Source organism: Bacillus sp. RCC_6_1 (assembly GCF_041360755.1).
Taxonomy (GTDB): Bacteria; Bacillota; Bacilli; order Bacillales; family Bacillaceae_G; genus Bacillus_A; species Bacillus_A cereus.
The window spans coordinates 175,847-199,766 of the sequence record NZ_JBFUPV010000005.1 but is presented as its reverse complement, the minus strand read 5'-3'; the positions used below and the strand labels follow the sequence as shown (position 1 = coordinate 199,766).

The window sequence follows — 23,920 nt, the reverse complement described above, 5'->3', positions numbered from 1 at the left end:
GATGTTGATTGTAATTATAATGATTATGACAAAATACAACTACCAAATGGTGGAGGAGTTTACGGTATAACGGATTTTTAATACATACGCAAAATTTCAGAAGGTTTCATTCCATATTTCTTTTTAAATGACTCTGAAAAATGACTAATATTATTGTATCCAACAGCAACTGCCGTTTCGGTCACATTACTAGTTCCCGAACGCAATAAAAGCATTGCTCTTTCCATTCGCTGTTCTCTTAAATATGCAAATGTGGACGTGCCAAATAATTCTTTAAAACCAATTTTTAATTTATAATCATTTAATCCTACTATTTTAGCCAATTCTAATAATGATGGGGGTAACTCCATTCTTTGAAGTAAAATTTCTTCAGCTTGTTTTATTTTATTTAAATCCTTTTTGGATAATTGACTCCTTTTATTTGCATCACGATCATTCAGTAATACTTTCCCAAAGTATATAGAAAGCAATTCGAGCGCTTTACTTTCTATTTCGAGTTGATTAATACGATCCTTTTGGGGATTCTCTAACATTCTCTTAATAATATTAGATGTTAGGGCATCAATGGGGGTTTGAAACTTTTTAAAAGATTGATTTCCTATTATAGTATGAAAATCATGACTTTTTTCAATAGCACAATTTAGCATGAAATGATTAAACAACTGTACAGGAATTCCAATTGCTAATGAATATAGTGGAGTTTCTTTTTCATATTCAAATAGAACTTCAAAGTCATTCATAAAATATAAATAGCTATTCCCAGCCATTAATTTATTTGTAGAGTAACCAACTTGTACTTCCCCGGATCCTTGTAAACAAAAATTAAGTTCCACCATTGCTGCATCCGATGCAAATTGAATGCGATGGTTTTTATGAAACTGGTAATTTGATAGCACTATTTCCATTCCAGAAAACGAGCTCCACCTTCGCACTTCACCCATACCTATTGTTTTTGGCACATACATATATCTTTCTTCTACAACTTGTAACCCATGAAAATATTTACTAAAAATATCATGAAAACTGTTAGTCTTCATGAAATCCACACTCCTTTTATATACAAATTACAATCAATTGATAATCATTTTCAATTATAACAAATATCTTTATACAATAAATAGCTTTTACCTTTATATCTCGTTATGATAAAAGAAAAAGAAAGCGAGCCGACAATGAATAAAAAAATTGCAATTATTACTGGGGCTTCAAGTGGATTCGGCCTATTAGCAACGCTTGAACTTGCGAAAAAAGACTATTTAGTCATTGCTACAATGCGAAACCTAGAAAAACAAGGAACCTTACTATCTCAAGTTACTGAACTCAACTTACAGCAAAATATAAAAGTTCAACAATTAGATGTAACAGATCAAAATTCTATACATAACTTTCAATTATATATAAAAGAAATAAACAGAGTAGACCTACTTATTAATAACGCAGGATATGCAAATGGGGGCTTTGTAGAAGAAATTCCAGTAGAGGAATACCGCAAACAATTTGAAACGAACCTATTTGGGGCTATATCAATTACTCAGCTTGTCTTACCGTATATGAGAAAACAAAGAAGTGGAAAAATCATTAATATTAGCAGCATTAGCGGCCAAGTTGGATTCCCTGGTTTATCTCCTTATGTATCTTCAAAATATGCATTAGAAGGCTGGAGTGAATCACTTCGCTTAGAAGTAAAACCTTTCGGAATAGATGTTGCTTTAATTGAACCAGGTTCTTATAACACAAACATATGGGAGGTTGGGAAACAACTCGCTGAAAACCAATCTGATACAACATCTCCTTACAAAGAGTATATGGATAAAATACAAAAACATATTAATAGCGGCAGTGATACATTTGGTAATCCGATAGATGTTGCTAATAAAATTGTAGAAATTGCTGAATCTAAGCGTACAAATTTACGATATCCAATCGGTAAAGGTGTGAAATTTATGATCTTTGCGAAGAAGATTCTTCCTTGGAGATTGTGGGAATATCTTGTTTTGAGAAGCTTTAAGAAAATGTAATAAACTTTTTGAAAACTATTTTGAAAACTATTTTGAAAGGGATGCTAATTAAATGTTAGGTTTACCGTATGGGAAAGTGTTTTTAGTGCCGTGGACTGAAGAATGGGAAATTGAGTTTATGAAAGAGAAACAACTCATTGAGGAACAAATTGGCGAACATATTTTAGCGATACACCATATTGGTAGTACTTCTATTCCATATTTAAGTGCAAAGCCAATTATTGATATAGCAATTGAATTAGAAAATTATACGGACGGTATACATTGTATTAAAAAGTTAGAACTACTAAACTATAAATATAGAAAAGAAGTATTACCCGAAAGATACTATTTTAATAAAGGTGAACCAAGAACTCATCAAATTCATATGTATGAACAAGGGAATACATATTTAATAGAACAATTACAATTTCGTGATTACTTAATAGACAATAAAACTGCACGCATGCAGTATGAACAGTTAAAGATTCAACTTTCACAAGCTAATCCTACTGATAAACATAAGTATGCAGAGGATAAAACTAATTTCATTACATCTATATTAACTAAAATAAATGCTTAAATAAACAAGAAACCATTTAGTAGTAAATGGTTTCTTGTTTATTAGTTATTTCATTATTTGTACTATCAAATTTTTATTATACAGCAGGTGGAAAGAAGTAAAATAGTATCGAAGTCATAAAAATAAACGTGAATACCCCAATTACCGAAAATATATATTCTTTCGACTCTCTATCATACTTCCATTCCATCAATGCTCTTAAGATTAACGTCCCACCTAAATAAGTAAAAATGACATAAGCAATATTAATACTTTCAAATTTAAAGATAAACATAAAGCTAGTTATTAAATAAATAAAAAGTAGTCCTATTTCCAATTTTTTATGTAAACTATTTACATGTTTTTTATATCCCCAAAAACCACCCTTGGGCATATTCAATTTTTTTCTTAAAAACTTATCGAGAAAATAGACAGCTATACAAAAAACAATAGTTATAATCCCAAAAGTAGAACCTCCCATTTTCACCCCTCCTATTATTTCATTTAATTACTTGAAATAAATTGGACTATATTACGGTTATCCCCTTCTAAATAACTTATGATGCCTTCAGGATATGTCGGCTTCTCCTGTAATTCCTCTAGACTTTTCCAAATTAATATAATATCCTCATGCTCTTTATGCCTTATTTCATTTGTAATGATTTTTTCAACAGTCCCCCAATGTATCAATGTACAATGATGACCTTTTTCGTTGTCCCACTCAAAAATGTGTTCATTTACAATTGCTAACTCTTGAACATCAACTTTCAAATCGTATTCTTCTATTAACTCTCGAATTATTGCTTCTTTTGACGTTTCACCAAATTCAATAGAGCCACCTGGAAAACGATAAAATGATTCATTTTCATCGCATTGTACAAGTACTTTAGAATGATCTTCATTTAAAATCATTGCTTCAGCACGTAATTTAGGATTTTTCATTTTGTCTCCCCATTCATTCCACATATGATTAAATCCAATAGGTATAAAAGAAAAAATTAAGAATAATTCCTGTTATTACTAATAGCGGAACCTTTCCTAAAGAAATGACATATTCCCTCGATTCTTTATCAAATTTCCACTCCATAAATGATTGAAAGCAGTATAAAGTTATTAAAAATAAAATGGGTAAATTACTAATATAAACGGGATTTAAAGTAGCACATATCATCGTAAAAATTATATAAGAAATAATAAGAGCCCTAGTGCCCCATTTATGAAAGTTGTTTACATATTTACTATTCCAGTCTGTTTGTTTCGGTATATTTAGTTTTTTCCTCACTACTTTTTCAAAAACAACTAAGGATATAATCCATACTATTAATAAAATTCCTTTAACCCAAAACAGTGATGTTTCCTCCTTTACCTTTTCTCCGGCTGATCACTCGGATACGTAGCATTCCTTTTATTTTCTACGTCCCAACTAATAATTGTCGCACTATCACGTCCCAACTGATGATGCACGTGTTCTAAAACATTGTGAATATTTTCTTTAAGTGTTTTATCATTTCTGTTCATAGCATTATACAAATTTACAGGTATTTCATATCGGCGTTCCCCGCATTCTAATACTCCATCTGTCACCATTACAATTCGGTTCTTTCCAGTACGTAATTCACGAATACCTGATGAATAGCAAGGAACAGGTAAATCAAATGTGTTTACATTTCCAATCCATTCGTAAAAATGACGTTGATTTAATGCATATTGTCCTAACTTATGTAACTCTTCATGAAATACATACACTAAACAATCACCGATAGAAAGCCACCATATACAATTTTCTTTCCTTACACATAGTAAGCAAGCTGTTTCACCTTTAATTTTTTTGCACTTTTCCTTAAATGAAGATGCCTGAAAAATTGTCAGTATATGATTTTCAACAGATTGAAACACTGTATTAATTGGTTCATTCAAAATTACTTTTATATTTTCATATTCTTTTTCGATTGTATTTACTACTAAATCAACACTTTCTGCACTATTATGTCCATCTAATATAGCTGCAAATTCCCATTCGCCATTTGACCAAACTAATGCACCATCTTCATTCTTTTTCGCTCCAGCACTTATATTCCCACCATATTTACCAAGTACAATATCACCATATTGTTTAACTGAAATTTCTCCTAAACACATTTCTATATTTCCAACCCATGAATATTGTGTATTATTTTTTGTATGCATACTCATTTACCATATACTTTCGTATTCTTTCACATAGTTTTTTTATTTTCTCTTCGTCACCATATGGTGCGCCAGTCCATTTCGCTATCTCGGTTGGTGACCAAAACTCTTTTGGTGTATTCGGATAACGCGGAATAATGTGCATATGCATATGTGGTACACCATTTCCTGAAACAAAAGTGTAAATATGCTCTGCACCTTCTCTTTCTTTTAGCGCTTTACTTACTCTACTTGTTATAAGTCCGAACGCTTTCGCTTCTTCATCTGTTAGTTCAGCAAGGCCAGGTACATGTCTTTTTATATCTATCATTACATAACCCAGGTATGTTTCTTCACTATCCCAGTGGACATGTCCAACGTAAACGAGTTCATCTTCGTAAATAGCTCCACCTGGAACTATAATATTTCCTATATGTTTTTTGCAAATGAAACAGTTTTGTTCTATTTGATTGTTTGTTGACATATCCATCACCTTCCTTTTCATATATAATATCACAAAAAAAGGAAAAACAGGTTTCGTATTCCGAATTTTCATTCTTTTGATATAACAATTTTTGAAATGAATTTACATCTCATTATTTCTTCAAAAACGCAATCACAATTATAATCCCAATTACAATTCCTATTACTAAATTATTTGTAAAGTGCCCTTGAAATACACCAATTACAACCCCTATACCGACACCTATTGCCAAAGCATCATTTCTTTTTTTATTTTTAGCCAAAATCACATCTCCTCCCACCATTTCTCCCTAAATAACATACACTTACTTGAATGTATTAATATACGCACTATCTCGCTTAAATATTTCCAAAAAATGTACTGTAACTTCACATATAATATTTTCCATTTTCTGTACATACTCCTTTTATATTGGAAAATTTTCAAGTAACTATTAATTATACATAGGCATTTACTATAAGAAAGCTTCGTAATTTATTGAAGGAGGAACGATTCAAATGTATCCTCATTGGAATCCAAATATAAATCAACAGTATGTTTATTCCCCTCATCCCGCAAGGAATACATTGCATCATGATTCACAATATATGATGCAGCGTATTGCAAGTCTTGAAAATCAATTAACTAAATTAATCTCATTAATCGAGGAAAATAATCAATTAATTAAATCAATGGAACAACAAAAAAACCAAGTTTGTGCACCAGCTGGAGGTTCTGTTATCGTTCGTATGTGATCTGGATGCAATAAAAAACACACTTTGTATTATAAAAGTGTGTTTTTTATTCATTATTTTCTTTTCGTATGGAGCCCTTGTGTAATTCGATCTAATATAATTGCGATTACTACGATAGCTAATCCAGCTTCAAATCCCATTCCGATATTAACTTGTGTTACAGAGCGATATACATCAACTCCAAGTCCTGGAGCTCCTACAAGTGATGCTGTTACAACCATCGATAACGAAAGCATAATGCTTTGGTTCACACCAGCCATAATCGTTCCGGTTGCAAGTGGTAATTGTACTTTAAATAGTTTTTGTGATGCCGTGGATCCAAACGCATTCGCTGCTTCAATTAAATCTTCTGGAACTTGTCTAATTCCTAAGTCAGTAAAACGAATTGTCGGTGGCATTGCAAAGATTACTGATGCAATAATTCCAGGTACTACACCTACTCCGAAAAATGTAATCGCTGGAATAAGGTATACGAATGCAGGCATTGTTTGCATAAAATCTAATGTTGGTTTTAAAAATTTTGAGAAACGTTCATTTTGAGATGCTAATATACCAATTGGAATTCCGACAATAATTGAAATAATAACAGACGTAAGTACGAGTGCCAATGTTTGCATCGTTTGTGCCCAGTAGTTAATATTCAAAATAAATAATAATCCAATAAGCGTAAAAATGACTAAAGATAATTTCCTCGTTGTGTACCAAATGAGGAAACATAAGATAATAATCATCAATATGGCGGGTATTATTGTTAAAAAATTAGTGAGTAAATCAACAAATCCGCCAATAATATAAGAGAATCCTCGGAATAAGCCTTCAAAGTGCTCATATAAACTTGCAACAAATGAGTCGACCCATTCCCCTAATGGAATCCGCGGTATACTATTCATCGTCTTTCACCTCTTCCTCAATGTTTCCTGCAAGAGCTTGAATGACACTTTCACGTTTAATAATTCCTCTTAGCCTTTTCTTCTCATCGATTACTGGTAACGGATATTTCATCTCTGCCATTTTTGCATATGTCTCTTCCAGTAAAGTATCCAAATACACATGCGGAATATCATTAAGTAATAAATCAGCAATCGGCCACTGTTTTTGTACTGCTTTACTCGCATCATCCGCAGTTAATATACCTAAAAACTCATACTTTTTGTTTACAACATATACAGTTGAAACACCTGCATTCCTCATAATTTGAAGGGCTACACGAGGTCCACGATCAATTAATAAAGTTTCTGGTCGTTTTAAAATAGACTCCGCCGTAATTACTTTTCCTAAATTCACATCCGCAACAAACTTTTCTACAAATTCATTAGCGGGGCTCATCATAATTTCTTCTGGTGTTCCAATTTGGACGATTTCTCCATCTTTCATTAATGCGATACGATCTCCAATTCGAAGCGCTTCGTCTAAATCATGCGTAATAAATATAATCGTTTTTTCCATTTTATCTTGTAACTCTAACAATTCATCTTGCATTTCTTTTCGAATAAGTGGATCTAATGCACTGAATGACTCGTCCATTAGTAATACATCTGGATTATTCGTTAGTGCCCTTGCGATTCCAACGCGCTGTTGCATACCACCACTAAGTTGACTTGGGTAATTATCTTTATGATGATCGAGTCCTACTAACTGTAGCGATTCTAACGCTTTTTTCTCTCGCTCTTCAACCGGAACTCCTTGTATTTCTAAACCATATGCAACATTTTGTATAACTGTACGATGCGGAAATAGAGCGAATTTCTGAAATACCATACTCATTTTCGTTCTTCTTACTCTCCGTAACTCTTCTTTTCCCATCGTTGCGATGTCTTCACCATCTATGTATATATGACCTGCAGTTGGTTTAATCAATTGATTTAACATACGAACTAGCGTAGATTTCCCGCTACCAGACAAACCCATAATAACGAAAATCTCTCCAGAGTAAACTTCAAACGTTGCTTTTTTCACCCCAACGTTCATTCCTGTCTCTTTTAAAATTTCCGATTTACTTTTTCCTTCTTTTAATAAGGAAAGGGCCCTTTGCGGATGTTTCCCGAATACTTTTGTTACGTTTTCAACACGCACCTTTGTATTATCCATGTCACTACTCCTTTTCTACCCATCTATTCACATAGTGTTGCGATTTTACCAAGAAATATTACATAAAAATGACATTCATAAGATTTCTTTAAAATTCTCGTTTCCGTTCATAATAAGAATGCTTACTTATACATTTATTTTATAAGGCAAACGTTACTTAGGAGGTTTTCGATGCGAAAGAAAATTTGGTTTATATGCCTTGCATTATTTATTACTATGATTTTCACTTCATGTAATGCAACAAATGCAAATTCGAAAGGAAAAATTAAACTTGGTGTAACAAGTTGGAAAGAAAATATTGCAACCGCAAACATGTGGAAAGTTTTATTAGAAGAAAAAGGCTACAAAGTTGAGCTCATGTATTTAGAAAAAGCCGCAATTTGGACTGGTGTCGCTCGTGGTGATGTTGATGCGAATTTAGAAGTATGGCTACCAGTTACAGATAAACCGCTAAACGATCGTTATAAAGATGATATTGTCTTAAAATCAAAATGGTACGAAGGTACTGGACTAGGTTTAGTCGTCCCTTCTTATATGAAAAACATAAACAGTATCGAAGATTTAAATGCTCATAAAGATGAACTAGAGAATAAAATTGTCGGTATCGAACCCGGTAGTAGTCTTATGAATTTAACGAATAAAGCAATGAAAGAATATGATATAAAACTAAAACTTGTCCAATCCTCTGAAGCTGCGATGATGAGTGAACTAAAGAAAGCATATACGAAAAAGAAACCAATCGCTGTTACGCTTTGGAATCCGCATTGGGGCTTTTCAGAATTTGACTTAAAATATTTAAAAGACCCTAAGAAAGTATATGGTGAAAAAGATGACATTTATTACTCTGTTCGTAAAGGTTTCGAAAAAGACCATCCGGATATCATAAAATACTTTGACAAATGGAAGATGAACGATGAACAGCTTGGTACATTAATGGTCGAGTTAAATAAAACGAAAGATCCCGAAGAAGCGGCGCGAAAATGGATTAAGAAGAATCAAGCGCTAGTTGATGAATGGATAAAAGATTAATAAAAATAGGCTAGAGGGTTAGCATATCCTCTAGCCTGTTTTTAACTTATTTTTTCGTAACAACGTTATCTACAATCCCATATGCCTTCGCTTCTTCTGCAGTCATAAAATAATCTCTTTCTGTATCATGTGCTACTCTTTCAATCGGTTGCCCCGTTTTTTCTGCAATCATTTTATTAATATCATGCTTTAACTTTAATATTCTTTTCGCAGTTATTTCAATTTCTGTTGCTTGCCCTTGTGCACCACCAAGCGGCTGATGAATCATAATTTCACTGTTAGGGAGAGCAAACCGTTTTCCTTTTGCCCCTGATAATAATAACAATGCACCGAATGATGCCGCAAAGCCCATGCATAGCGTTTGCACATCTGGTTTAATTAAATTCATCGTATCTAATATTGCAAAACCTGCTGTCGTTGAACCGCCAGGGCTATTGATGTATAAGAATATATCTTTTTCTGCATCTTCTGCTTCTAAAAATAATAATTGCGCTACGACACTACTCGCTACTTGATCATTAATTTCTGAGCCGATAATAATAATGCGGTCTTTCAATAACCTTGAATATATATCATAGGAACGTTCTCCTAATTTTGTTTGTTCTACTACATATGGAATTGCATTCATTTTAAATCCCTCCAATACTTGTTATGCTGCGTAAAGCATATAACTGTAGGAAGAAGGGTTTTTCACATTAAATAATAAGACTGGCTGTTTAGATGGTAACTTAGTAAAATCTATTGTCGGAAGAAGCTTCGTTAATAATTCCGGTCTTTCCTCACGAATAGATGTTACAACAACTTCAATATCCTCTGTGAATTCGACTATCTCAATCCCTTCTTCACTTACAGTTTTCAGCCTATTTCTACTCCGAAATAAAGAAGCTTTCACTGCACCTTCTGATACAGAACACACTTTAGCAATATCAGCGATACTATATTGAAAAACATCTTTTAATAATAAAATTGCGGATTGCTGTACATTTAATGAAGACAATACTTTCCCTACCATTTCATGCAAATCTGCAATGTTCTCATGTGGTTCTTCAAATGTGATTTGTTCTCTTATTTTTTCATGAACAGACTTAGACTTCATCTGATCTAACCAACGATTTCTTGCTATTTTATAGACGAGTGTCATACAAATTTCTTTATTTCTATATTTTTGAAGCACTTTACACACTGTTTCTTGGGCGAGATCTTCCCCATCCCATTTGTTTTTCGTTAAAAAAGTACAGTATCTTTTTAACTCTCCATATTGTTCAATTAAAAAGTTTATATTTGAATGATTCATATCGATATGATTCTTTAAAACATGAGTTACTTTTGTGCACAAAATAACCACTCCTTTTCAGCGCTTACTTAATAAACGATTCAACATTAAAAAAAGTTACGGGGATATAAAAAAATAATGTTTATGTTCAATAATTCGCGGTCATAAATATGTTATGTACAATTTTACGTGAGGAGGAACAAATTTGCCAAAATTAACAATTGAAGGTACGGGAACTTTTGATGTGAAAGAAGGAACAAAGTTAGTATTAGCAATTGAGGATAGCGGTGTCAACATTCTTCATCGTTGCGGCGGGAATGCACGTTGTACAACTTGTAGAGTAGAAATACTAGCAGGTGATTTCTGTGAAGCGAGTGCGAATGAGAAACATGCAATGACGGAAAAAGGAATTGAAGATCATTTACGATTATCTTGTCAAATGCGTGTACATAAAGATATAGTCGTTCGTCCGGTACTTACAGTTGAAAATTCAGGTCTTGATGCTGGGCCACGCCCGGCGGAGTAAAGTGATGAATTTAAAACAGCTCGCTGGCGAATATGCTGCTAACTTTGTAAATGATGGCATGAAAATTGGGCTTGGTACAGGTTCTACTGTATATTGGACAATACAAAAATTAGGTGAACGTGTAAAAGAAGGATTATCATTTCAAGCTGTACCGACATCAAAGGAAACTGAAGCATTAGCAAAGCAACTAAATATCCCCCTAATTTCGTTAAACGACGTACAAAGCCTTGATCTTACAATTGATGGAGCGGATGAAATTGATTCAAATTTACAACTTATAAAAGGCGGTGGTGGTGCATTACTTCGTGAAAAAATCGTTGCCTCTTCCTCTAAAGAACTAATTATCATTGCTGATGAATCGAAATTTGTAACACATTTAGGTAATTTTCCATTACCTGTTGAAATCATCCCTTTTTCATGGAAACAAACCGAAAATAAAATTCAGTCTTTAGGGTGTCAAACCACATTACGTTTGAAAAATGATGAAACTTATATAACCGATAACAATAACATGATTATCGATTGTATATTCCCTAATCATATTTCTAATCCTGCCCATTTACACACCCAATTAAAAATGATTACTGGTGTAGTTGAAACAGGGTTGTTTATAAGTATGACGAGTACAGCAATTATTGGTACTAAAAATGGGATAAAGAAATTGTAATAAAAGCTAACTTTTTAAAGTTGGCTTTTTAGTATGTTCTTCTTCTCTTAATAGTGCTTTATTATGATATACTAGGAAAACGTAAACTGATTACACTAGAAAGGACTGAACATTTTGCAATCCAAACTTATAACAGAACTTGCTGATTTAGAAACTGCCTTTCATATTCGAAAAGAAGTATTTGTAAAAGAACAAGGTGTCCCTCTTGCAGATGAATTCGATACATTCGATGAAATCGGAGAGCAATGTAAACATATTTTAGTTTATTATCATGAACTTCCTGTAGGCACAGGTCGTATACGATTTGTTGATGGTGTCGGAAAATTAGAACGTATTTGTATTTTAAAAGATTATCGTACATACGGATTAGGTAAAGTCATCATTCAAACGTTAGAAGAACTTGCTCGTAACGAACAAGTTACGAAAGTGAAACTACACGGTCAAACACAAGCTGAAGGATTTTATAAAAAATTAGACTATGAAACTTCTTCTGATATATTTATGGAAGATGGCATTCCGCACATACTTATGACGAAAATGTTATCATAATAAAAAGGGTAGTATATGAATCTTATGTATTCATACACTACCCTTTTTTATTAATAGAAAAGTGAATTCTTAAGATTACCTTTTGCATCAAAGCCCATCATCTCTTAGTTCATACCTAAGTAAAGCTTACACTGTTTTCCATAATGATAATGCATAAATCCAGTTTGGATCACCATTTCCTTGATAACTCTGGACTGCTTCATATACTTTTCCTTCGTGTAGAACTCTATCTCCCTTTTTATATGCTTTTTTTGCATCCCACGCTTCATATGAAGCGCTTTCGGTTTTTGTAGTAATTGTGAATATATCACTCTGTACGGATTCATTTCCAGCTACATCAACAGCTTTCACTACATATTTATAAGTAGTATTAGCGAGCAGATTTTTATCCAAATAAGAAGTTGTATTGGATGTTGCAATCTTTTTCATTGATCCTTCTGTTTCTCTATAAATATCATAATGGTCTACACCAATATTATCGTCAGATGGACTCCACATTAAATCCACACTTGACGCTGTCGTTCCCATACTATGTAATCCTTTTGGTTGTGTTGGTGCTTCTGTATCAGGAGTCTCAACTGTCGTTTTTACTGTAAGCGCTGTACTTTCTGTCGATACATTGCCAGCTGCGTCAATTGCTTTTACAGTATAAGAGTATTCTGTACTTGGTTGTAACTTCTTATCAATAAAATGAGTCCCTGGTACTGTATCAATCATCTCTCCGTTACGGAAGATTTGATATCCTTTTACCCCTACATTATCCGTAGAAGCGTTCCATGTTAGTTCTACACTATTCGCTGTTACTTTTTGCGTCTGAAGTCCATTTGGAATACTTGGTGCTTCTATGTCTGGTTTCACATCATTAATAAGATTAACATCAATTACATTATAGAATGCATTTGCTGTATCAGCTACATCCCATACTGCTAAAATCACATGATATCCACTACGATCAGTAGGTACATTGATTTTATGAGTTAAATTATTTGAAGCTGCAGAACCATCATGTTGTACAGTTCCAATTGGTTCGAAATCTGCTCTTGTTAGCGCTTTATTTGGATTCCATCCTTTTTTAGTAATATAGTAATGCCACTTACTCGTTAAGTGAGGCGCAGTATACTTCCAAGTAAATGTATTTTCCCCACCAGTGATTGTATTTTTAAACCAACGATTTGCTGTTTGTTGATCTAAAATACCACCAAATTTTCCGCCTGCTGAAGCAATTTGTCCATCTACTGGACCACCTTGTGGGAACCCTTTTGGAGCTTCTAAACTTTGTGGTTCATACATAACACTTCCACAGTTTACATTTAGCGCACCATAAGTTGGACTACATAAAGCGGATCGGCTACCGGGCTTTTCAACAAAACCGTGCGCATAAGCATTTTGAGGAATAAGTGTCGTACTAATAATTCCAGCTGTTAATGCTACAACTCCTAAACTTTTTTTGTTCATTTTCATATTTTGTAGTTGTTTTAAAAATCGATTATTCATGTTCATGTCCCCTTCTTGTTATACTTTGTAGTGGAATGTGGGCTTTGATGTAAAAGAATAACAAGAGACAAACTTGTACCGATGTATGTGTTAATTATGCATACACCGCAGTGAAAATATATTTTTTCCTTGTGAAATATTTCACTTTATGAATATATCATGACATAGAACTCGCCTAAGCATGTGCAGAAGTTGTGCAGAAACAGTGAAATTATTACTAACATATAAAACCACATCCTGAAATCATAAAGTAAAACTTTAATTAGTTGGGGTTTTACGGTCGGTTAATACGGGATAAAATAAAAGTGTGCAGCAGAAATTGTAGACTTAGTTCTCAAAATTCACATTTAGTATTTTCATTTTTTCCATTTAAACAATTCTTCTCTTCTTACAACAGAAAAGTGTCTATATCATTTAATATAGACACTTTTTTCATGTATAACTTTATATTTATTACTGACCTACAAATGTAAAGATTTCATCAACAGCTTCTTTATATCCACCCGATGTTCGGAATGATTCCTTCAAATTCAAAGCAGCCTCTTTATATGAAGGGTTATTTAAAACTAACTCCACACTTTCACGCAATTTCTCCACGGTTAATTCATTCATATGTAATTGAACTCCTGCTCCAAGACTCTCCACTTGCTTTGCGATTGCTGGCTGATCTGCACTTTGCGGTATTACAACGAGCGGAATCCCATTATACAGTCCTTCATGCACACTGTTCATCCCGCCGTGTGTAATAAATAGTTTCGTATAAGTAAGCAGTTCGGTTTGAGGCACATAGTTTTTCACAATGAAGTTTTTAGGGATTTCGCCTAGATCACTTATTTTTGTTTTATTACCAATAGACATGACAATTGTATGCTCGCTATTCTCAAAGGCCTTCATACACAGTTTATAAAAATCAATCACTTCATTAAAAACAGTACCTAATGAAATATAAATCGGACTTTTTTCTTGAATTGAAGTAAAATCAACGTCTCTGTTTTTTACTTGTGCAGAGATAGATGGTCCTACAAATTTATATGTTTCATCAAACGTATCACCAAAAGGCTGGAACTCCTTAATTGTATACACAATAGTAAGGGGTGCAGGATTACAGAAAACTTCATACGGTGATTTTATTTCAACACCATATTTTTCAGCAATTCCCTTCGTTAAGTTTTGAAAATCATTCTGTATTTTATCATGAATTTCTACTGGGATATTTTTTGACAGATGACCTAACATTTGCTCAAAAGATTTTTCATCCTGCGCAAAAGATGTACATGAATTTATAGATGGCAATTTAAGAATTTGAGCAATTAAGTGCCCACAGCCAAACATAGAATCATGAATTATGTAATCAAAATGTTCACCTTCAATTTGTTCTAGAACACTAGGTATAACAACATCTGCTGTATGTAGAAGACCGTTTATTCTTTCCTGTAAATAATTTCTGCCTCCAGATAGAAACGCTTTTATAAATTTTTGATCGTCAATCGTTCGTACAGTAGCACCTGTCTTCTCAATTCGTTCCCTAAAAGCTTCTATTGAAAAATAAACGACCTCTTCACCACGAGAAATCAATTCTTCTACAACTTGTAAAGTTGGATTTATATGTCCTTCTGATCCAGCGTTAATAAATAAAACACGCGCCATAATAAACACTCCTTACGTTAAATCGTTTCTATGTTGGAAAAGTACGGATTCTCTCCATACTCTTTTCTTAGTTGTTCGTATCATGTTCCTACTAAATTGATCTAGCAAGTCTAAAACCGAGATCATCTATATGAAATGTAGGATGGCTTCGACGACGACAAGTAGCGCCGCACCCTCTCGCTGTTTCAGCCCAACTACCACCACGAAAAATGCGGTATGATCCGTACACTGTTTCATCATACAAATCATAACACCATTCCCAAACGTTCCCTAGCATATCATAAAGTCCCCATGCATTCGGTTCTTTTTGGCCAACGTCATGAATCTCTCCATTTGAATTTTCATTATACCACGCTATATCATGAAGTTTCCCGTATGTATATCCGGTTGTACTTGCTTTACATGCATATTGCCACTCTGCCTCACATGGTAATCGGTAGCCATTCGAATCTAAATTACATTTCACAATTTGACCACCATCACTAATAGAATAATATTCTTTTAATCCCGCTATTTTTGAAAGTACATTACAAAACGCAATGGCATCGTTCCATGAAATATTTACAACTGGTTTATGATTTTTTTCAAAATTATTTAATGTGCTATTTGTAATAGCATCATATAGTTCGATTGTTACAGCATACTTTGCAAGAAGAAATGGTTGAATTTGTACTAGCCATTCTTTTTTTATTCGATCATCTCTTAATACTACCTCTCCAGCTGGAATATTTACCATTAATGAATCGATTGTTTGAATTAAATCATTAGTCATTTTCTATTCCTCCAAACGTTCATTTTATATGAATTTATAGTCATATACTCATTACAAAATACAATTTTCAAAAAGCGTTAAATTTTTCATAATAAAAAACGATTAGTTTAATTAAACTAATCGGTAAGATCCAAAAAGAATTGTTGTGTCACATTGTATTATTATATGTGCTCTAAAAATTTCCGAACCTCATTTGGAGATTTTAAAACAATAACCTTTTTCTCTTCGGACAATTGCTCTAACCCTTTTAAAATTGTAGGTCGTTTAGCATTAGGATATTTCCATATCCATTTAAAAAATTGCAAATCAAATCTTTCTTCACATCCCGCGCCCATATCTGGTCTTGTTTTATTCCGGTATTTTACAATTCTTTTAAACGCACGATAAATACAAATTGTTCTATGAATATCAAGGAAGATAATTGTATCAGCTGCATTCAGTCTGATATCCATCGTCCCGCCATAATTCCCATCAATAATCCACTTCTCATCTTTAATTAAGTTATTTTGAACTGCTATTTGTTCTTCTCTCGGAACACCTTCCCAATTCGGTTTCCAAAATAATGCATCAAGATGATGCACCTTAATATTTAATTTATTTCCTAACTGCCTTGCTAATGTAGATTTTCCTGAACCACCAGAACCAATTAATATTATTTTTTTCATACCTTTACGATACATTCTATAACTTCTTCAATAGCTTCCTTATTAGCAAAAATCCAGAAGAACATTTCTTCATTTAACTTTAATAAATCTGGTAACTGGACAAAATAAGCAATAAAGATAATTTGAATTGAAAGCATAACATACCAAATAGCTTTTAGTTCTTCTTTCGTTAAATCATTTTGTTTATAATAACCTTCAAAGACTTTGCTAACGATATGTAACCATTTCCCTCTTAATCTTTCATTACTAAATAGCTCGCTTAATACACTTGTACAGCAATAACATAAATCAAATATTTTTACATTATTTTCTAAAATCTCAAAATCTATAAACCCTTCCAGTTTATCATCTTTAAAGATTACATTCGATAGATGCATATCACGATGAATAATTTGTCTCGGTAATGAATGGACCGTTTCCTTGAAAGCTGCGTGCATTCGCTCCGTCTTTTGAATTACCTCTCGATGAACATACTCATTCTTTTCTAAAATCGGTATAGCCCATTCAAATACCATCTTATATAAATCTCTTTTTATTAACTCATGGTCACTATTCACCGAATGTAATGCTTTGTGCAGATTAGCTATTTCTTCTCCAATTGTACTTGCTAGCCTTTCCAGCTTATTCGTATCTTTTATTTCTAAAACACTTCCGGCAACATACTCATATAAGCAATAATATTTTTCTTTATATAATACATATTGTTCATCATTTTCTGTCTTTACTACTCTCTGTACTTTAATTCCCTTTTCATACAGTTGCTTCAAAACATCGAATTCAACTAGAAGTTGCTTTATCGATCCCGTTCTCTTTAAAATGTACTCTTTATTCTTGCATAAAACCTTCGCTACTTTTGGTTGCATTACAGTAGCTGTGACATGTTCATTTCGAAACCAAAGCTTTGCAATTTCCAGTGCTTGTTCCATTTACAAATACCCCTTTTACAATTCTTATTTCTTCCGAAAAATAACCTCACACAGTATTCCCACTCCAACACCAATTGTATAAGCCACTACATCACTCCACAAAAAACCGTATCCCAACACGAGTCCCCCCAAAGTCGTTGCACGAATGCTATCTATCCATTCCGCATGATACAATTGGCTCGCTTCAATCCCGTAGCAAAACATTAAACTAATAAAAGCCAACTTCTTCGTCTCTGTTTTAGGAAACAAAAATCCAAAGCCAGTGAAAATCATTAATGCCCATAATGCATCACCTAAATAATCATTTAATAGATGTGGTAGTGCAAAAGCAAACTTTCTTGAGCTAAGACCTAAAATAATAACAACTATAGTAAATAGTGCATATACTACTCTATTTCGTTTCGTATTCATTTTAAAGTCTCCTAATATGTAATGTAAAACTGTAAATAGCTAGTAAAACAAAGTTATTTTACTAGCTATTTATTGATTGCTTTTATGATAAGAAAATGTGGATTCATATTTAAATAATGATATGATTTTTCGCTTACTTCTTTCATTTTTTCAATTGCCTTCGGTTCCACTATCTCTTCTAATACAAAATAATTTGTAGTTTCATTTAGTATGTCTTGTAATGATCTTCTAAAAAACTTGACTTCAATAGTAATATTCGGTTTAACCCAAGTATCTATTAATAACTGTTTTTCAAAATAATTTTCACATGGAAACTTTGTGAAATCCATAAAAGGATGATGAATAGAATAAATAAGTTCTCCACCTGGCTTCAATACACGACGAAATTCTTGAAATACTTGATTCCAATTTTCTATATAATGAAGAGTTAATGAACTTACAATCACATCATACGTATTATCTTCAAATGGCAATGTTTCTTGCAGATCATGACAAAGGAACGTCGCTTCTTCTCCTATATTTTCTTTTGCTGCTTTTACCATTTCAGGACTTACATCAATTGCTGTAACATTTGCTCCTCTTCCTATGAATTGAGAAGTATACCATCCAGCTGCACATCCAGCATCTAATATCTTTTTTCCTTCTAGTTCCTTTGGAATAAGCTCCATCATCGCCGGTCTTTCATAATAACTGTTATATGGATTTGCGAAATCTAGATTTTCTTTATATGTACTCGCTAATTTATCATACGTATCTTTAATCGAATCTTTCATTACACACACTCCTAATACATATTAATCCATTAACTCCTGCTGCTTTTTCTTTGAAAATGATTGTAGTACTAAATCATACGACCAATCAATCATTTTATTAATTTGCTCCTGCTCTATACCCTTATGAATATAAACGGTATTCCAATGTTTTTTATTCATATGATACCCTGGAATAATTGTTTCTGGATAATCTTCTCTTATTCTTAATGCGACTTCTGGATCACACTTTAATGTAATCGCAGCCTTTTCACCTTCTTCATGATTTACTATCGCAAATATTTTATTCTTAAGCCTCATACATGTTGCACTCCAGCCATCTGGAGAATCTTCTGTCGCTTTTCTTTTCGATAAACAGTACGCTCTTGTTGCATTCATTTTAATTGGCACCTCTTATTCTTTCCCTGTTTGATTACGATGCATCACAATTTGCTTCGTTGCTTGAAATTGCTGCTCACCGTAAAACTTTATTAGCTTCTCTCCGCAAAATAGACTAACAATATTAATATGAGATATTTCTCGAAGTAATATTGTAAGCATTTTCTCTCCAATACCTTTATTTCTTACATTCTCATGTACGACAACATCTTCAATGTATGCTCGAAAAACACCATCAGAAACGACTCTAGCAAATCCAACTAATTCATTTTCTTCCCATACTCCAATGGCTATACTATTCTTTAACATTTTTTCAATATCGACTTCTTTTCTTTCTGGCCACCAGCCGACAGAATCATAAAGCTTCTTAATTTTTTCTGCACAGATTGGTTGTTCTTGTTGCAATTTATACGTGTACATATGCTTTCTCCCATCAATCAGTATACATAATATTATTATAATCTCTTTTCAAAAAAGTGCCGACTATGACCTTTTGGATGATCTTCAACGATACCATACTCTCGGTAACCGTGCTTTTTATAAAATTCTGGCGCTTGAAAACTAAATGAATCTAGCAATATTAATCTGCACCCTTTTTCCTTCGCAATTTCTTCAATTTTATGTAACAGTTGACTACCATAACCGTCATGACGAACTGATTTATCAACCCATAAAAAGTCGATATGAAGATGATAAAAATACATCGTACCTGTTACACCACCAAATATTTTTCCTTCTTCATTTTTTACTACGAGGCTTACTTTTTCCATCGGCTGTTTTACTTCATCTGTTAAGATGGACATATTATATTGAATGACTTTATTTTTAATGTATTCTCCTTCAATACGTGTACCGTTCTCTATATGTTTCATATACATTGCTTCCTTTCAACTTAGTAAGCTACATTTTATTTTTCCCCTTTAAAATACTAATCAAAACGAATCCACCATATGTAACAAAGCATGAAAAGCCAATTATCCCTGGTACAGAGACATAGCCTACCCTTATGTAATTTATAACTGCAAAACAAGCGATAGACAATAAAATAGATGGCCAAAATATAACAGCTATTTTTCTTCGCCCTCGTTTCGATGTACTTTCTTTCTCTTCAGAAACACGTGTGCCAAAAAGCAATACAATACAAATAAGGATCGCTGCAAAGTAAATTGTATCTAATGACAAATTGTGATCATATAGGGCGATTCCAACTTCAAGAGCAATAATCGTTAAAATTAAAATAATGATTGTTAAAGTCTTTAAGTTTCTTTTCAATCGCTCACTCCTAGCATGCTTTCACTATATTCTTTGTATATGTACTTTAAAACTACTGCAAAAGCTTCATCTACCTCTTTATTTTCACGGCGATTCGGTAAATCTTTTCCCCCAATCACATAAAGAAGTGGAAATTCGTTAAACATTCCTATAATACCAATATTTATTGTAGCTGTGAGTAATCCACCTGTCATATGAGTTATATGATAATATGGAATTTCTTCATACTCTCCTTGCTGTCTTACCATGCCGCTAATAATTGGTTCCCATAATTCTGGTTCTGATTTATAACCTTGAAAGGTTTGTATGAAAAGGGCAAGAACTTCACTTAATTCTCCAACATTTTTCTCATCTCTAGCATTCTCTTGTATATGAATTTTTGAAAAGTACGTTTGTGCGTACATTTTCACAGCATCCCATCCACCACAGTGCATTACAACTGACTGTGCAACGTAACTATCATGACAAGCAATCATTACCTCTACCGCTTGACTAAGTGTTAAAGAAGTTCTTCCTTGTAAATGCGGATATAACTGCGCACTATCTTCATGTGGATTAAATTTAATGTAATGAAGTATATCATTCCAATTATGTTTATTTTCCTTCACCATTTGCGTTACTACAAATCCAATGACTAATTTTGCTGCTGATGCTAACGGAATATTTAATTCACTATTATACGAAGCAACTATACGATTATTTTTTGTAGAATAAATTGCCATTCCCACATAATTAGATTGTACCTCTTTTATTTTATTTATAACAGTTTCCATTTCTATCCCTCTTTTTATATCGTTATATTAACTTATAATATTTCAACATTGAATGTAAAAAACCTTTTCATTAGCTATTAAAATAAGAAAAAGGTAGCATGAATTTTTTCTTGCTACCGAAAAATATTTATTCTTCTATAGGATTTTCAGGACCGTTAAGTTCCAGCTGATAAAAAGCTAAATCTAGCCATTTATTAAACTTATAACCAGCTTTTTTTATTGTTCCTGCATGAACAAATCCATAGTTTTGATGCAAGGCAATACTTTTCTCATTCTCTGCATCAATTCCAGCAATTAAGGTCATATACTCTCTTTCCTTTGCAATTTTGATTAATTCTTTCATTAATGAAGACCCAATGCCATTTTTTCTATATGCCTTATCTACATACACAGAATGTTCAACTGAATATTTATAAGCAGGCCACGCTCTAAATGGGCCGAATGTCGCAAATCCTACTACTTTATTATCTAATTCATATACGATAATTGGATACTCTTCAGCCTTTTTTTGTTCATACCAATCTATTCTATTTTCAAGGGTTACAGGTTTATACGCATATACAGCTGTTGTATAAAGTATCGCATCGTTATAAATATCTAAAATGTATGCTAAATCTTTTTTCGTTGCTTCCCTTATCATTATTTTCTTCCTTTCATCATGTTCACCTTATTTTACTATCTTTTTAATAGTTTTATTTTATCGAAATTTCCGATTTTTATCTACATACGAATACTAGCTTTTCGGAAACCATCAAATATATTTATTGCAGCAGATAACATGTAGAAGAAAATTCCTCCCCCAATGAGCCACGTTTTAAACTCCTCTGAGGAAATAGTAAATGCATTTGCCAAATACGTAATAAACCCTGCGTTAAATACATGTGGATTTACTACAATTACAATGAATACTATCGTCCCAGCTATTTGAAGAATAGCATTCCCAATCGCCAATCTTTGCGTCCATTGTCCCTGCACTAATTTATAAAGGGATATACATATTTCAAAAACGATCATAATTACAACGATTGGCCAGTACTGCAATAAAACATCTTGATTAAAAGTTGGCGAGACAAACTTCAGTCCATTTGCCGTACCGTTATATACGCCAACAAGATAATTCGCATAAAAGTAAAGTGTAGCCCAAACTGCTGTCCACATTAAACCTCCAAAAACTTCAAACTTCGAGATTGCTTTTTTCTTTGGGATATACGAGATGTTTTTCAAATCATCTGGTGTCCATTTTTTTAAACTTGTCGTCAACGGCTCGATACCTTTGTCTTTATCTGTTCTTTCTAAAATAACAAACACAACTGTCAACCAGAAAAATACATGGAGGCCCACTTCAAAAATTCCCCCAATGCCTTTACCTATCAATTGTAAAATAACATTTAATACCGCTTGATCACCACTATAGCCTATAAAATTTTCTGCAACCATTGATATGAGTGCAATGACAGCTGCGATTGGTATAATCATTTTTAACAACGTTGTATATACATCAAAATAACGTGGTCCAATTAAATGCATCGGTCTATCCAAATAACCATTAGCCAATGAAACCGGACTCCCCAATTTTTCGAGAACGCTCTTTACATCTTTCTCATTATAATCTTCAGGTAACATATCATCTATAGTTGACCTTAGTTCAAGTGTAATATCTTCACGATTTTTTTCAGGTAATCTCTTCGCAACCTCTTGGATATAGAGATCAATTAAATTCATTCTCTTCCTCCTCCTTTAATAAGTTATAAAGTTCTTTCGAATCCTTTATCCATTCTTTTTTCAACTGCAAAAATATTTCTAATCCATAATCACTTAAAACATAATACTTACGAGGTCTACTCTCCGTTTTATCCCAACTACTCGTCACTAATTCCTGCTTTTCTAATCGGCGAAGTAGTGGATATAAAGTACTTTGATCAATTGTAACCCCTGATTGCTCTAATAACTGGACAAGTGAATATCCGTACTGCGGCGTTCTTAATTGACTTAAAACAGCTAACGTTAATGTCCCTCTTCTTAACTCAGTAATTAACGAATTTAATAAAGTATCCATTCACTCACCTCATTTCCATTACTATATGTCATACAGTATGTGTTTTATACTATGTATCGTACAGTATTAATGTGACAAAAACTATAATTTTTTACCAAAAAACAGATAATGAACAGCGCAAATTATATGATTTGTGCTTTTTTAGCTAAGTTATATATAACACTCTATAAGGTAACAACCTTAACTACTAATTTTGAAGTTCCAGTAATGCTATATTAAGTTACAAATATCGTATACATATGATGTGAACATAACATCTCACTATAGGAAGCTATAAAAACGGTGAATTACCATGCTTGAATAATTCCCGTTTTCAGCACCTAATCAACGTTATTTCCTTCATAAACTTCATCTTGTTCAAAATCTTTATTTTTGTTTGGTTTATTAGAGAAAAATAAAAAAACAATTAAATTAGGTTAATTGTTTTTCAAATACAAAATCTTTATTTTTTTAAATAACCTATGATATTCGAAAAGACAAATTCTCCAAATGCAAGTGGTATATAAATAAACCATAACTTTAATATTGCCTTTGTTTCTTTGTGATCAGAATCCCCCATTAAAACCAACCCTATCCTTTTTCTTCTAATATTTTCATTTTAATTCCAATAACAAGGAAATTATACCATTTATTAATGTTTTAGTCTATTTTTTCTGAAAATTAAATAAATAAAATTATTGT

General features: G+C 32.9%; 33 protein-coding genes. 7 read left to right on the top strand and 26 right to left on the bottom strand.

What is annotated here, in order from left to right:
• Positions 1 to 77: 77 nt before the first annotated feature.
• On the bottom strand, positions 78 to 1,037 hold the full coding sequence (locus AB6801_RS17600; RefSeq protein ID WP_370941109.1) for a helix-turn-helix domain-containing protein: 960 nt from the start codon (positions 1,035 to 1,037) through the stop codon (positions 78 to 80).
• A 135-nt stretch (positions 1,038 to 1,172) separates the two neighbouring features.
• On the opposite strand from AB6801_RS17600, the gene AB6801_RS17595 reads away from it, so the two are divergent.
• A complete protein-coding gene (locus AB6801_RS17595; RefSeq protein ID WP_061654820.1) occupies positions 1,173 to 2,018 on the top strand; it encodes an oxidoreductase in 846 nt (281 codons plus the stop codon).
• Between the two features lie 52 nt (positions 2,019 to 2,070).
• Positions 2,071 to 2,580 carry a GrpB family protein gene (locus AB6801_RS17590; protein WP_000901213.1) on the top strand — a complete coding sequence of 170 codons (510 nt, stop codon included), beginning with the start codon at positions 2,071 to 2,073 and terminating at the stop codon, positions 2,578 to 2,580.
• Positions 2,581 to 2,656: 76 nt separating this feature from the next.
• Here the strand turns inward: AB6801_RS17590 and AB6801_RS17585 are convergent, their stop codons facing one another.
• The 6 genes from AB6801_RS17585 to AB6801_RS17560 all read right to left on the bottom strand — a co-directional run bounded on the left by AB6801_RS17585 (position 2,657) and on the right by AB6801_RS17560 (position 5,489).
• Entirely contained in the window at positions 2,657 to 3,040 is a 384-nt protein-coding gene (locus AB6801_RS17585; RefSeq protein ID WP_061655770.1) for a DUF4181 domain-containing protein, read from the bottom strand.
• Positions 3,041 to 3,063: 23 nt separating this feature from the next.
• Positions 3,064 to 3,501 (bottom strand): NUDIX domain-containing protein, encoded by a 438-nt coding sequence (locus AB6801_RS17580; protein WP_000795350.1) that lies wholly within the window; start codon positions 3,499 to 3,501, stop codon positions 3,064 to 3,066.
• 28 nt (positions 3,502 to 3,529) lie between these two features.
• Positions 3,530 to 3,868: a DUF4181 domain-containing protein gene (locus tag AB6801_RS17575; RefSeq protein WP_097998988.1), complete on the bottom strand. Its 339-nt coding sequence runs from the start codon at positions 3,866 to 3,868 to the stop codon at positions 3,530 to 3,532.
• Positions 3,869 to 3,921: 53 nt separating this feature from the next.
• Complete coding sequence (locus AB6801_RS17570; protein WP_000556970.1) at positions 3,922 to 4,746, bottom strand: PP2C family serine/threonine-protein phosphatase; 825 nt, start codon at positions 4,744 to 4,746, stop codon at positions 3,922 to 3,924.
• Positions 4,730 to 5,230, bottom strand: a complete 501-nt coding sequence (locus AB6801_RS17565; protein WP_114160728.1) for an HIT family protein — start codon at positions 5,228 to 5,230, stop codon at positions 4,730 to 4,732. The genes AB6801_RS17570 and AB6801_RS17565 overlap by 17 nt, the downstream gene beginning before the upstream one ends.
• A gap of 91 nt (positions 5,231 to 5,321) precedes the next feature.
• Entirely contained in the window at positions 5,322 to 5,489 is a 168-nt protein-coding gene (locus AB6801_RS17560) for a glycine zipper domain-containing protein (RefSeq protein ID WP_002196584.1), read from the bottom strand.
• A gap of 217 nt (positions 5,490 to 5,706) precedes the next feature.
• On the opposite strand from AB6801_RS17560, the gene AB6801_RS17555 reads away from it, so the two are divergent.
• Positions 5,707 to 5,943, top strand: coding sequence for a hypothetical protein (locus AB6801_RS17555; protein WP_000283222.1), 237 nt, complete (start codon positions 5,707 to 5,709; stop codon positions 5,941 to 5,943).
• Positions 5,944 to 5,996: 53 nt separating this feature from the next.
• Here the strand turns inward: AB6801_RS17555 and AB6801_RS17550 are convergent, their stop codons facing one another.
• Complete coding sequence (locus tag AB6801_RS17550) at positions 5,997 to 6,833, bottom strand: ABC transporter permease (protein ID WP_001084761.1); 837 nt, start codon at positions 6,831 to 6,833, stop codon at positions 5,997 to 5,999.
• Positions 6,826 to 8,031, bottom strand: coding sequence for a quaternary amine ABC transporter ATP-binding protein (locus AB6801_RS17545; RefSeq protein ID WP_000370606.1), 1,206 nt, complete (start codon positions 8,029 to 8,031; stop codon positions 6,826 to 6,828). Before AB6801_RS17545 ends, AB6801_RS17550 begins: the two co-directional genes overlap by 8 nt.
• Before the next feature lie 171 nt (positions 8,032 to 8,202).
• Here AB6801_RS17545 and AB6801_RS17540 point away from each other — a divergent pair, with 171 nt between their 5' ends.
• Positions 8,203 to 9,060, top strand: a complete 858-nt coding sequence (locus AB6801_RS17540; RefSeq protein ID WP_001227619.1) for a glycine betaine ABC transporter substrate-binding protein — start codon at positions 8,203 to 8,205, stop codon at positions 9,058 to 9,060.
• A gap of 46 nt (positions 9,061 to 9,106) precedes the next feature.
• On the opposite strand, the gene clpP is transcribed toward AB6801_RS17540, so the two are convergent.
• Both clpP and AB6801_RS17530 read right to left on the bottom strand, forming a co-directional pair.
• Positions 9,107 to 9,688 (bottom strand): ATP-dependent Clp endopeptidase proteolytic subunit ClpP, encoded by a 582-nt coding sequence (gene clpP / locus AB6801_RS17535; protein WP_000991611.1) that lies wholly within the window; start codon positions 9,686 to 9,688, stop codon positions 9,107 to 9,109.
• Positions 9,689 to 9,709: 21 nt separating this feature from the next.
• Positions 9,710 to 10,396, bottom strand: coding sequence for an RNA polymerase subunit sigma-70 (locus AB6801_RS17530; protein ID WP_000337519.1), 687 nt, complete (start codon positions 10,394 to 10,396; stop codon positions 9,710 to 9,712).
• A gap of 142 nt (positions 10,397 to 10,538) precedes the next feature.
• On the opposite strand from AB6801_RS17530, the gene AB6801_RS17525 reads away from it, so the two are divergent.
• From AB6801_RS17525 to AB6801_RS17515, 3 genes are all read left to right on the top strand, one after another.
• Positions 10,539 to 10,859 (top strand): 2Fe-2S iron-sulfur cluster-binding protein, encoded by a 321-nt coding sequence (locus AB6801_RS17525; protein ID WP_001125395.1) that lies wholly within the window; start codon positions 10,539 to 10,541, stop codon positions 10,857 to 10,859.
• A gap of 4 nt (positions 10,860 to 10,863) precedes the next feature.
• Positions 10,864 to 11,526, top strand: coding sequence for a ribose 5-phosphate isomerase A (rpiA, locus tag AB6801_RS17520; RefSeq protein WP_370941108.1), 663 nt, complete (start codon positions 10,864 to 10,866; stop codon positions 11,524 to 11,526).
• 114 nt (positions 11,527 to 11,640) lie between these two features.
• A complete protein-coding gene (locus AB6801_RS17515; RefSeq protein ID WP_001190864.1) occupies positions 11,641 to 12,075 on the top strand; it encodes a GNAT family N-acetyltransferase in 435 nt (144 codons plus the stop codon).
• A gap of 126 nt (positions 12,076 to 12,201) precedes the next feature.
• Here the strand turns inward: AB6801_RS17515 and AB6801_RS17510 are convergent, their stop codons facing one another.
• The 15 genes from AB6801_RS17510 to AB6801_RS17440 all read right to left on the bottom strand — a co-directional run bounded on the left by AB6801_RS17510 (position 12,202) and on the right by AB6801_RS17440 (position 23,239).
• Complete coding sequence (locus tag AB6801_RS17510; RefSeq protein ID WP_001065164.1) at positions 12,202 to 13,569, bottom strand: lytic polysaccharide monooxygenase; 1,368 nt, start codon at positions 13,567 to 13,569, stop codon at positions 12,202 to 12,204.
• A gap of 453 nt (positions 13,570 to 14,022) precedes the next feature.
• Positions 14,023 to 15,216: a macrolide family glycosyltransferase gene (locus AB6801_RS17505; RefSeq protein ID WP_097813688.1), complete on the bottom strand. Its 1,194-nt coding sequence runs from the start codon at positions 15,214 to 15,216 to the stop codon at positions 14,023 to 14,025.
• A gap of 91 nt (positions 15,217 to 15,307) precedes the next feature.
• Entirely contained in the window at positions 15,308 to 15,988 is a 681-nt protein-coding gene (locus AB6801_RS17500; protein ID WP_044584535.1) for a formylglycine-generating enzyme family protein, read from the bottom strand.
• 161 nt (positions 15,989 to 16,149) lie between these two features.
• Positions 16,150 to 16,653 (bottom strand): DNA topology modulation protein, encoded by a 504-nt coding sequence (locus AB6801_RS17495; protein ID WP_000720552.1) that lies wholly within the window; start codon positions 16,651 to 16,653, stop codon positions 16,150 to 16,152.
• Entirely contained in the window at positions 16,650 to 17,579 is a 930-nt protein-coding gene (locus AB6801_RS17490) for a phosphotransferase enzyme family protein (protein WP_097813689.1), read from the bottom strand. The genes AB6801_RS17495 and AB6801_RS17490 overlap by 4 nt, the downstream gene beginning before the upstream one ends.
• 24 nt (positions 17,580 to 17,603) lie before the next feature.
• Complete coding sequence (locus tag AB6801_RS17485; protein ID WP_001093461.1) at positions 17,604 to 17,990, bottom strand: ribosomal maturation YjgA family protein; 387 nt, start codon at positions 17,988 to 17,990, stop codon at positions 17,604 to 17,606.
• Positions 17,991 to 18,055: 65 nt separating this feature from the next.
• On the bottom strand, positions 18,056 to 18,763 hold the full coding sequence (locus tag AB6801_RS17480) for a class I SAM-dependent methyltransferase (RefSeq protein ID WP_000655256.1): 708 nt from the start codon (positions 18,761 to 18,763) through the stop codon (positions 18,056 to 18,058).
• Between the two features lie 21 nt (positions 18,764 to 18,784).
• Positions 18,785 to 19,138 (bottom strand): MmcQ/YjbR family DNA-binding protein, encoded by a 354-nt coding sequence (locus tag AB6801_RS17475; protein WP_370941107.1) that lies wholly within the window; start codon positions 19,136 to 19,138, stop codon positions 18,785 to 18,787.
• A 15-nt stretch (positions 19,139 to 19,153) separates the two neighbouring features.
• Positions 19,154 to 19,558: a GNAT family N-acetyltransferase gene (locus tag AB6801_RS17470; RefSeq protein ID WP_000288970.1), complete on the bottom strand. Its 405-nt coding sequence runs from the start codon at positions 19,556 to 19,558 to the stop codon at positions 19,154 to 19,156.
• 35 nt (positions 19,559 to 19,593) lie between these two features.
• A complete protein-coding gene (locus AB6801_RS17465; protein WP_370941106.1) occupies positions 19,594 to 20,010 on the bottom strand; it encodes a GNAT family N-acetyltransferase in 417 nt (138 codons plus the stop codon).
• A 28-nt stretch (positions 20,011 to 20,038) separates the two neighbouring features.
• Entirely contained in the window at positions 20,039 to 20,410 is a 372-nt protein-coding gene (locus AB6801_RS17460) for a hypothetical protein (protein WP_000827981.1), read from the bottom strand.
• Entirely contained in the window at positions 20,407 to 21,183 is a 777-nt protein-coding gene (locus AB6801_RS17455) for a serine hydrolase (RefSeq protein WP_000450752.1), read from the bottom strand. The genes AB6801_RS17460 and AB6801_RS17455 overlap by 4 nt, the downstream gene beginning before the upstream one ends.
• Before the next feature lie 127 nt (positions 21,184 to 21,310).
• The gene (locus AB6801_RS17450) at positions 21,311 to 21,823 is read right to left on the bottom strand and encodes a GNAT family N-acetyltransferase (RefSeq protein WP_000617511.1); all 513 of its coding nucleotides are present in this window, start codon (positions 21,821 to 21,823) and stop codon (positions 21,311 to 21,313) included.
• Between the two features lie 80 nt (positions 21,824 to 21,903).
• On the bottom strand, positions 21,904 to 22,905 hold the full coding sequence (locus AB6801_RS17445) for an HAAS signaling domain-containing protein (protein ID WP_001048881.1): 1,002 nt from the start codon (positions 22,903 to 22,905) through the stop codon (positions 21,904 to 21,906).
• Complete coding sequence (locus tag AB6801_RS17440; protein WP_000380301.1) at positions 22,892 to 23,239, bottom strand: PadR family transcriptional regulator; 348 nt, start codon at positions 23,237 to 23,239, stop codon at positions 22,892 to 22,894. Before AB6801_RS17440 ends, AB6801_RS17445 begins: the two co-directional genes overlap by 14 nt.
• Positions 23,240 to 23,920 lie beyond the last annotated feature (681 nt).

Coding starts and splice junctions, on each gene's coding strand:
- AB6801_RS17510 (WP_001065164.1), bottom strand. CDS start 13,569: ATGAATAATCGATTTTTAAAACAACTACAAAATATGAAAATGAACAAA.
- AB6801_RS17450 (WP_000617511.1), bottom strand. CDS start 21,823: ATGATAAGGGAAGCAACGAAAAAAGATTTAGCATACATTTTAGATATT.
- AB6801_RS17495 (WP_000720552.1), bottom strand. CDS start 16,653: ATGAAAAAAATAATATTAATTGGTTCTGGTGGTTCAGGAAAATCTACA.
- AB6801_RS17600 (WP_370941109.1), bottom strand. CDS start 1,037: ATGAAGACTAACAGTTTTCATGATATTTTTAGTAAATATTTTCATGGG.
- AB6801_RS17465 (WP_370941106.1), bottom strand. CDS start 20,010: ATGAAACATATAGAGAACGGTACACGTATTGAAGGAGAATACATTAAA.
- AB6801_RS17485 (WP_001093461.1), bottom strand. CDS start 17,990: ATGAATACGAAACGAAATAGAGTAGTATATGCACTATTTACTATAGTT.
- AB6801_RS17580 (WP_000795350.1), bottom strand. CDS start 3,501: ATGAAAAATCCTAAATTACGTGCTGAAGCAATGATTTTAAATGAAGAT.
- AB6801_RS17445 (WP_001048881.1), bottom strand. CDS start 22,905: ATGAATTTAATTGATCTCTATATCCAAGAGGTTGCGAAGAGATTACCT.
- AB6801_RS17440 (WP_000380301.1), bottom strand. CDS start 23,239: ATGGATACTTTATTAAATTCGTTAATTACTGAGTTAAGAAGAGGGACA.
- AB6801_RS17545 (WP_000370606.1), bottom strand. CDS start 8,031: ATGGATAATACAAAGGTGCGTGTTGAAAACGTAACAAAAGTATTCGGG.
- AB6801_RS17585 (WP_061655770.1), bottom strand. CDS start 3,040: ATGGGAGGTTCTACTTTTGGGATTATAACTATTGTTTTTTGTATAGCT.
- AB6801_RS17540 (WP_001227619.1), top strand. CDS start 8,203: ATGCGAAAGAAAATTTGGTTTATATGCCTTGCATTATTTATTACTATG.
- AB6801_RS17555 (WP_000283222.1), top strand. CDS start 5,707: ATGTATCCTCATTGGAATCCAAATATAAATCAACAGTATGTTTATTCC.
- clpP (WP_000991611.1), bottom strand. CDS start 9,688: ATGAATGCAATTCCATATGTAGTAGAACAAACAAAATTAGGAGAACGT.
- AB6801_RS17470 (WP_000288970.1), bottom strand. CDS start 19,558: ATGTACACGTATAAATTGCAACAAGAACAACCAATCTGTGCAGAAAAA.
- AB6801_RS17475 (WP_370941107.1), bottom strand. CDS start 19,138: ATGAATGCAACAAGAGCGTACTGTTTATCGAAAAGAAAAGCGACAGAA.
- AB6801_RS17500 (WP_044584535.1), bottom strand. CDS start 15,988: ATGACTAATGATTTAATTCAAACAATCGATTCATTAATGGTAAATATT.
- AB6801_RS17455 (WP_000450752.1), bottom strand. CDS start 21,183: ATGGAAACTGTTATAAATAAAATAAAAGAGGTACAATCTAATTATGTG.
- AB6801_RS17565 (WP_114160728.1), bottom strand. CDS start 5,230: ATGAAAAGGAAGGTGATGGATATGTCAACAAACAATCAAATAGAACAA.
- AB6801_RS17595 (WP_061654820.1), top strand. CDS start 1,173: ATGAATAAAAAAATTGCAATTATTACTGGGGCTTCAAGTGGATTCGGC.
- rpiA (WP_370941108.1), top strand. CDS start 10,864: ATGAATTTAAAACAGCTCGCTGGCGAATATGCTGCTAACTTTGTAAAT.
- AB6801_RS17480 (WP_000655256.1), bottom strand. CDS start 18,763: ATGAAAGATTCGATTAAAGATACGTATGATAAATTAGCGAGTACATAT.
- AB6801_RS17570 (WP_000556970.1), bottom strand. CDS start 4,746: ATGCATACAAAAAATAATACACAATATTCATGGGTTGGAAATATAGAA.
- AB6801_RS17490 (WP_097813689.1), bottom strand. CDS start 17,579: ATGGAACAAGCACTGGAAATTGCAAAGCTTTGGTTTCGAAATGAACAT.
- AB6801_RS17505 (WP_097813688.1), bottom strand. CDS start 15,216: ATGGCGCGTGTTTTATTTATTAACGCTGGATCAGAAGGACATATAAAT.
- AB6801_RS17590 (WP_000901213.1), top strand. CDS start 2,071: ATGTTAGGTTTACCGTATGGGAAAGTGTTTTTAGTGCCGTGGACTGAA.
- AB6801_RS17550 (WP_001084761.1), bottom strand. CDS start 6,833: ATGAATAGTATACCGCGGATTCCATTAGGGGAATGGGTCGACTCATTT.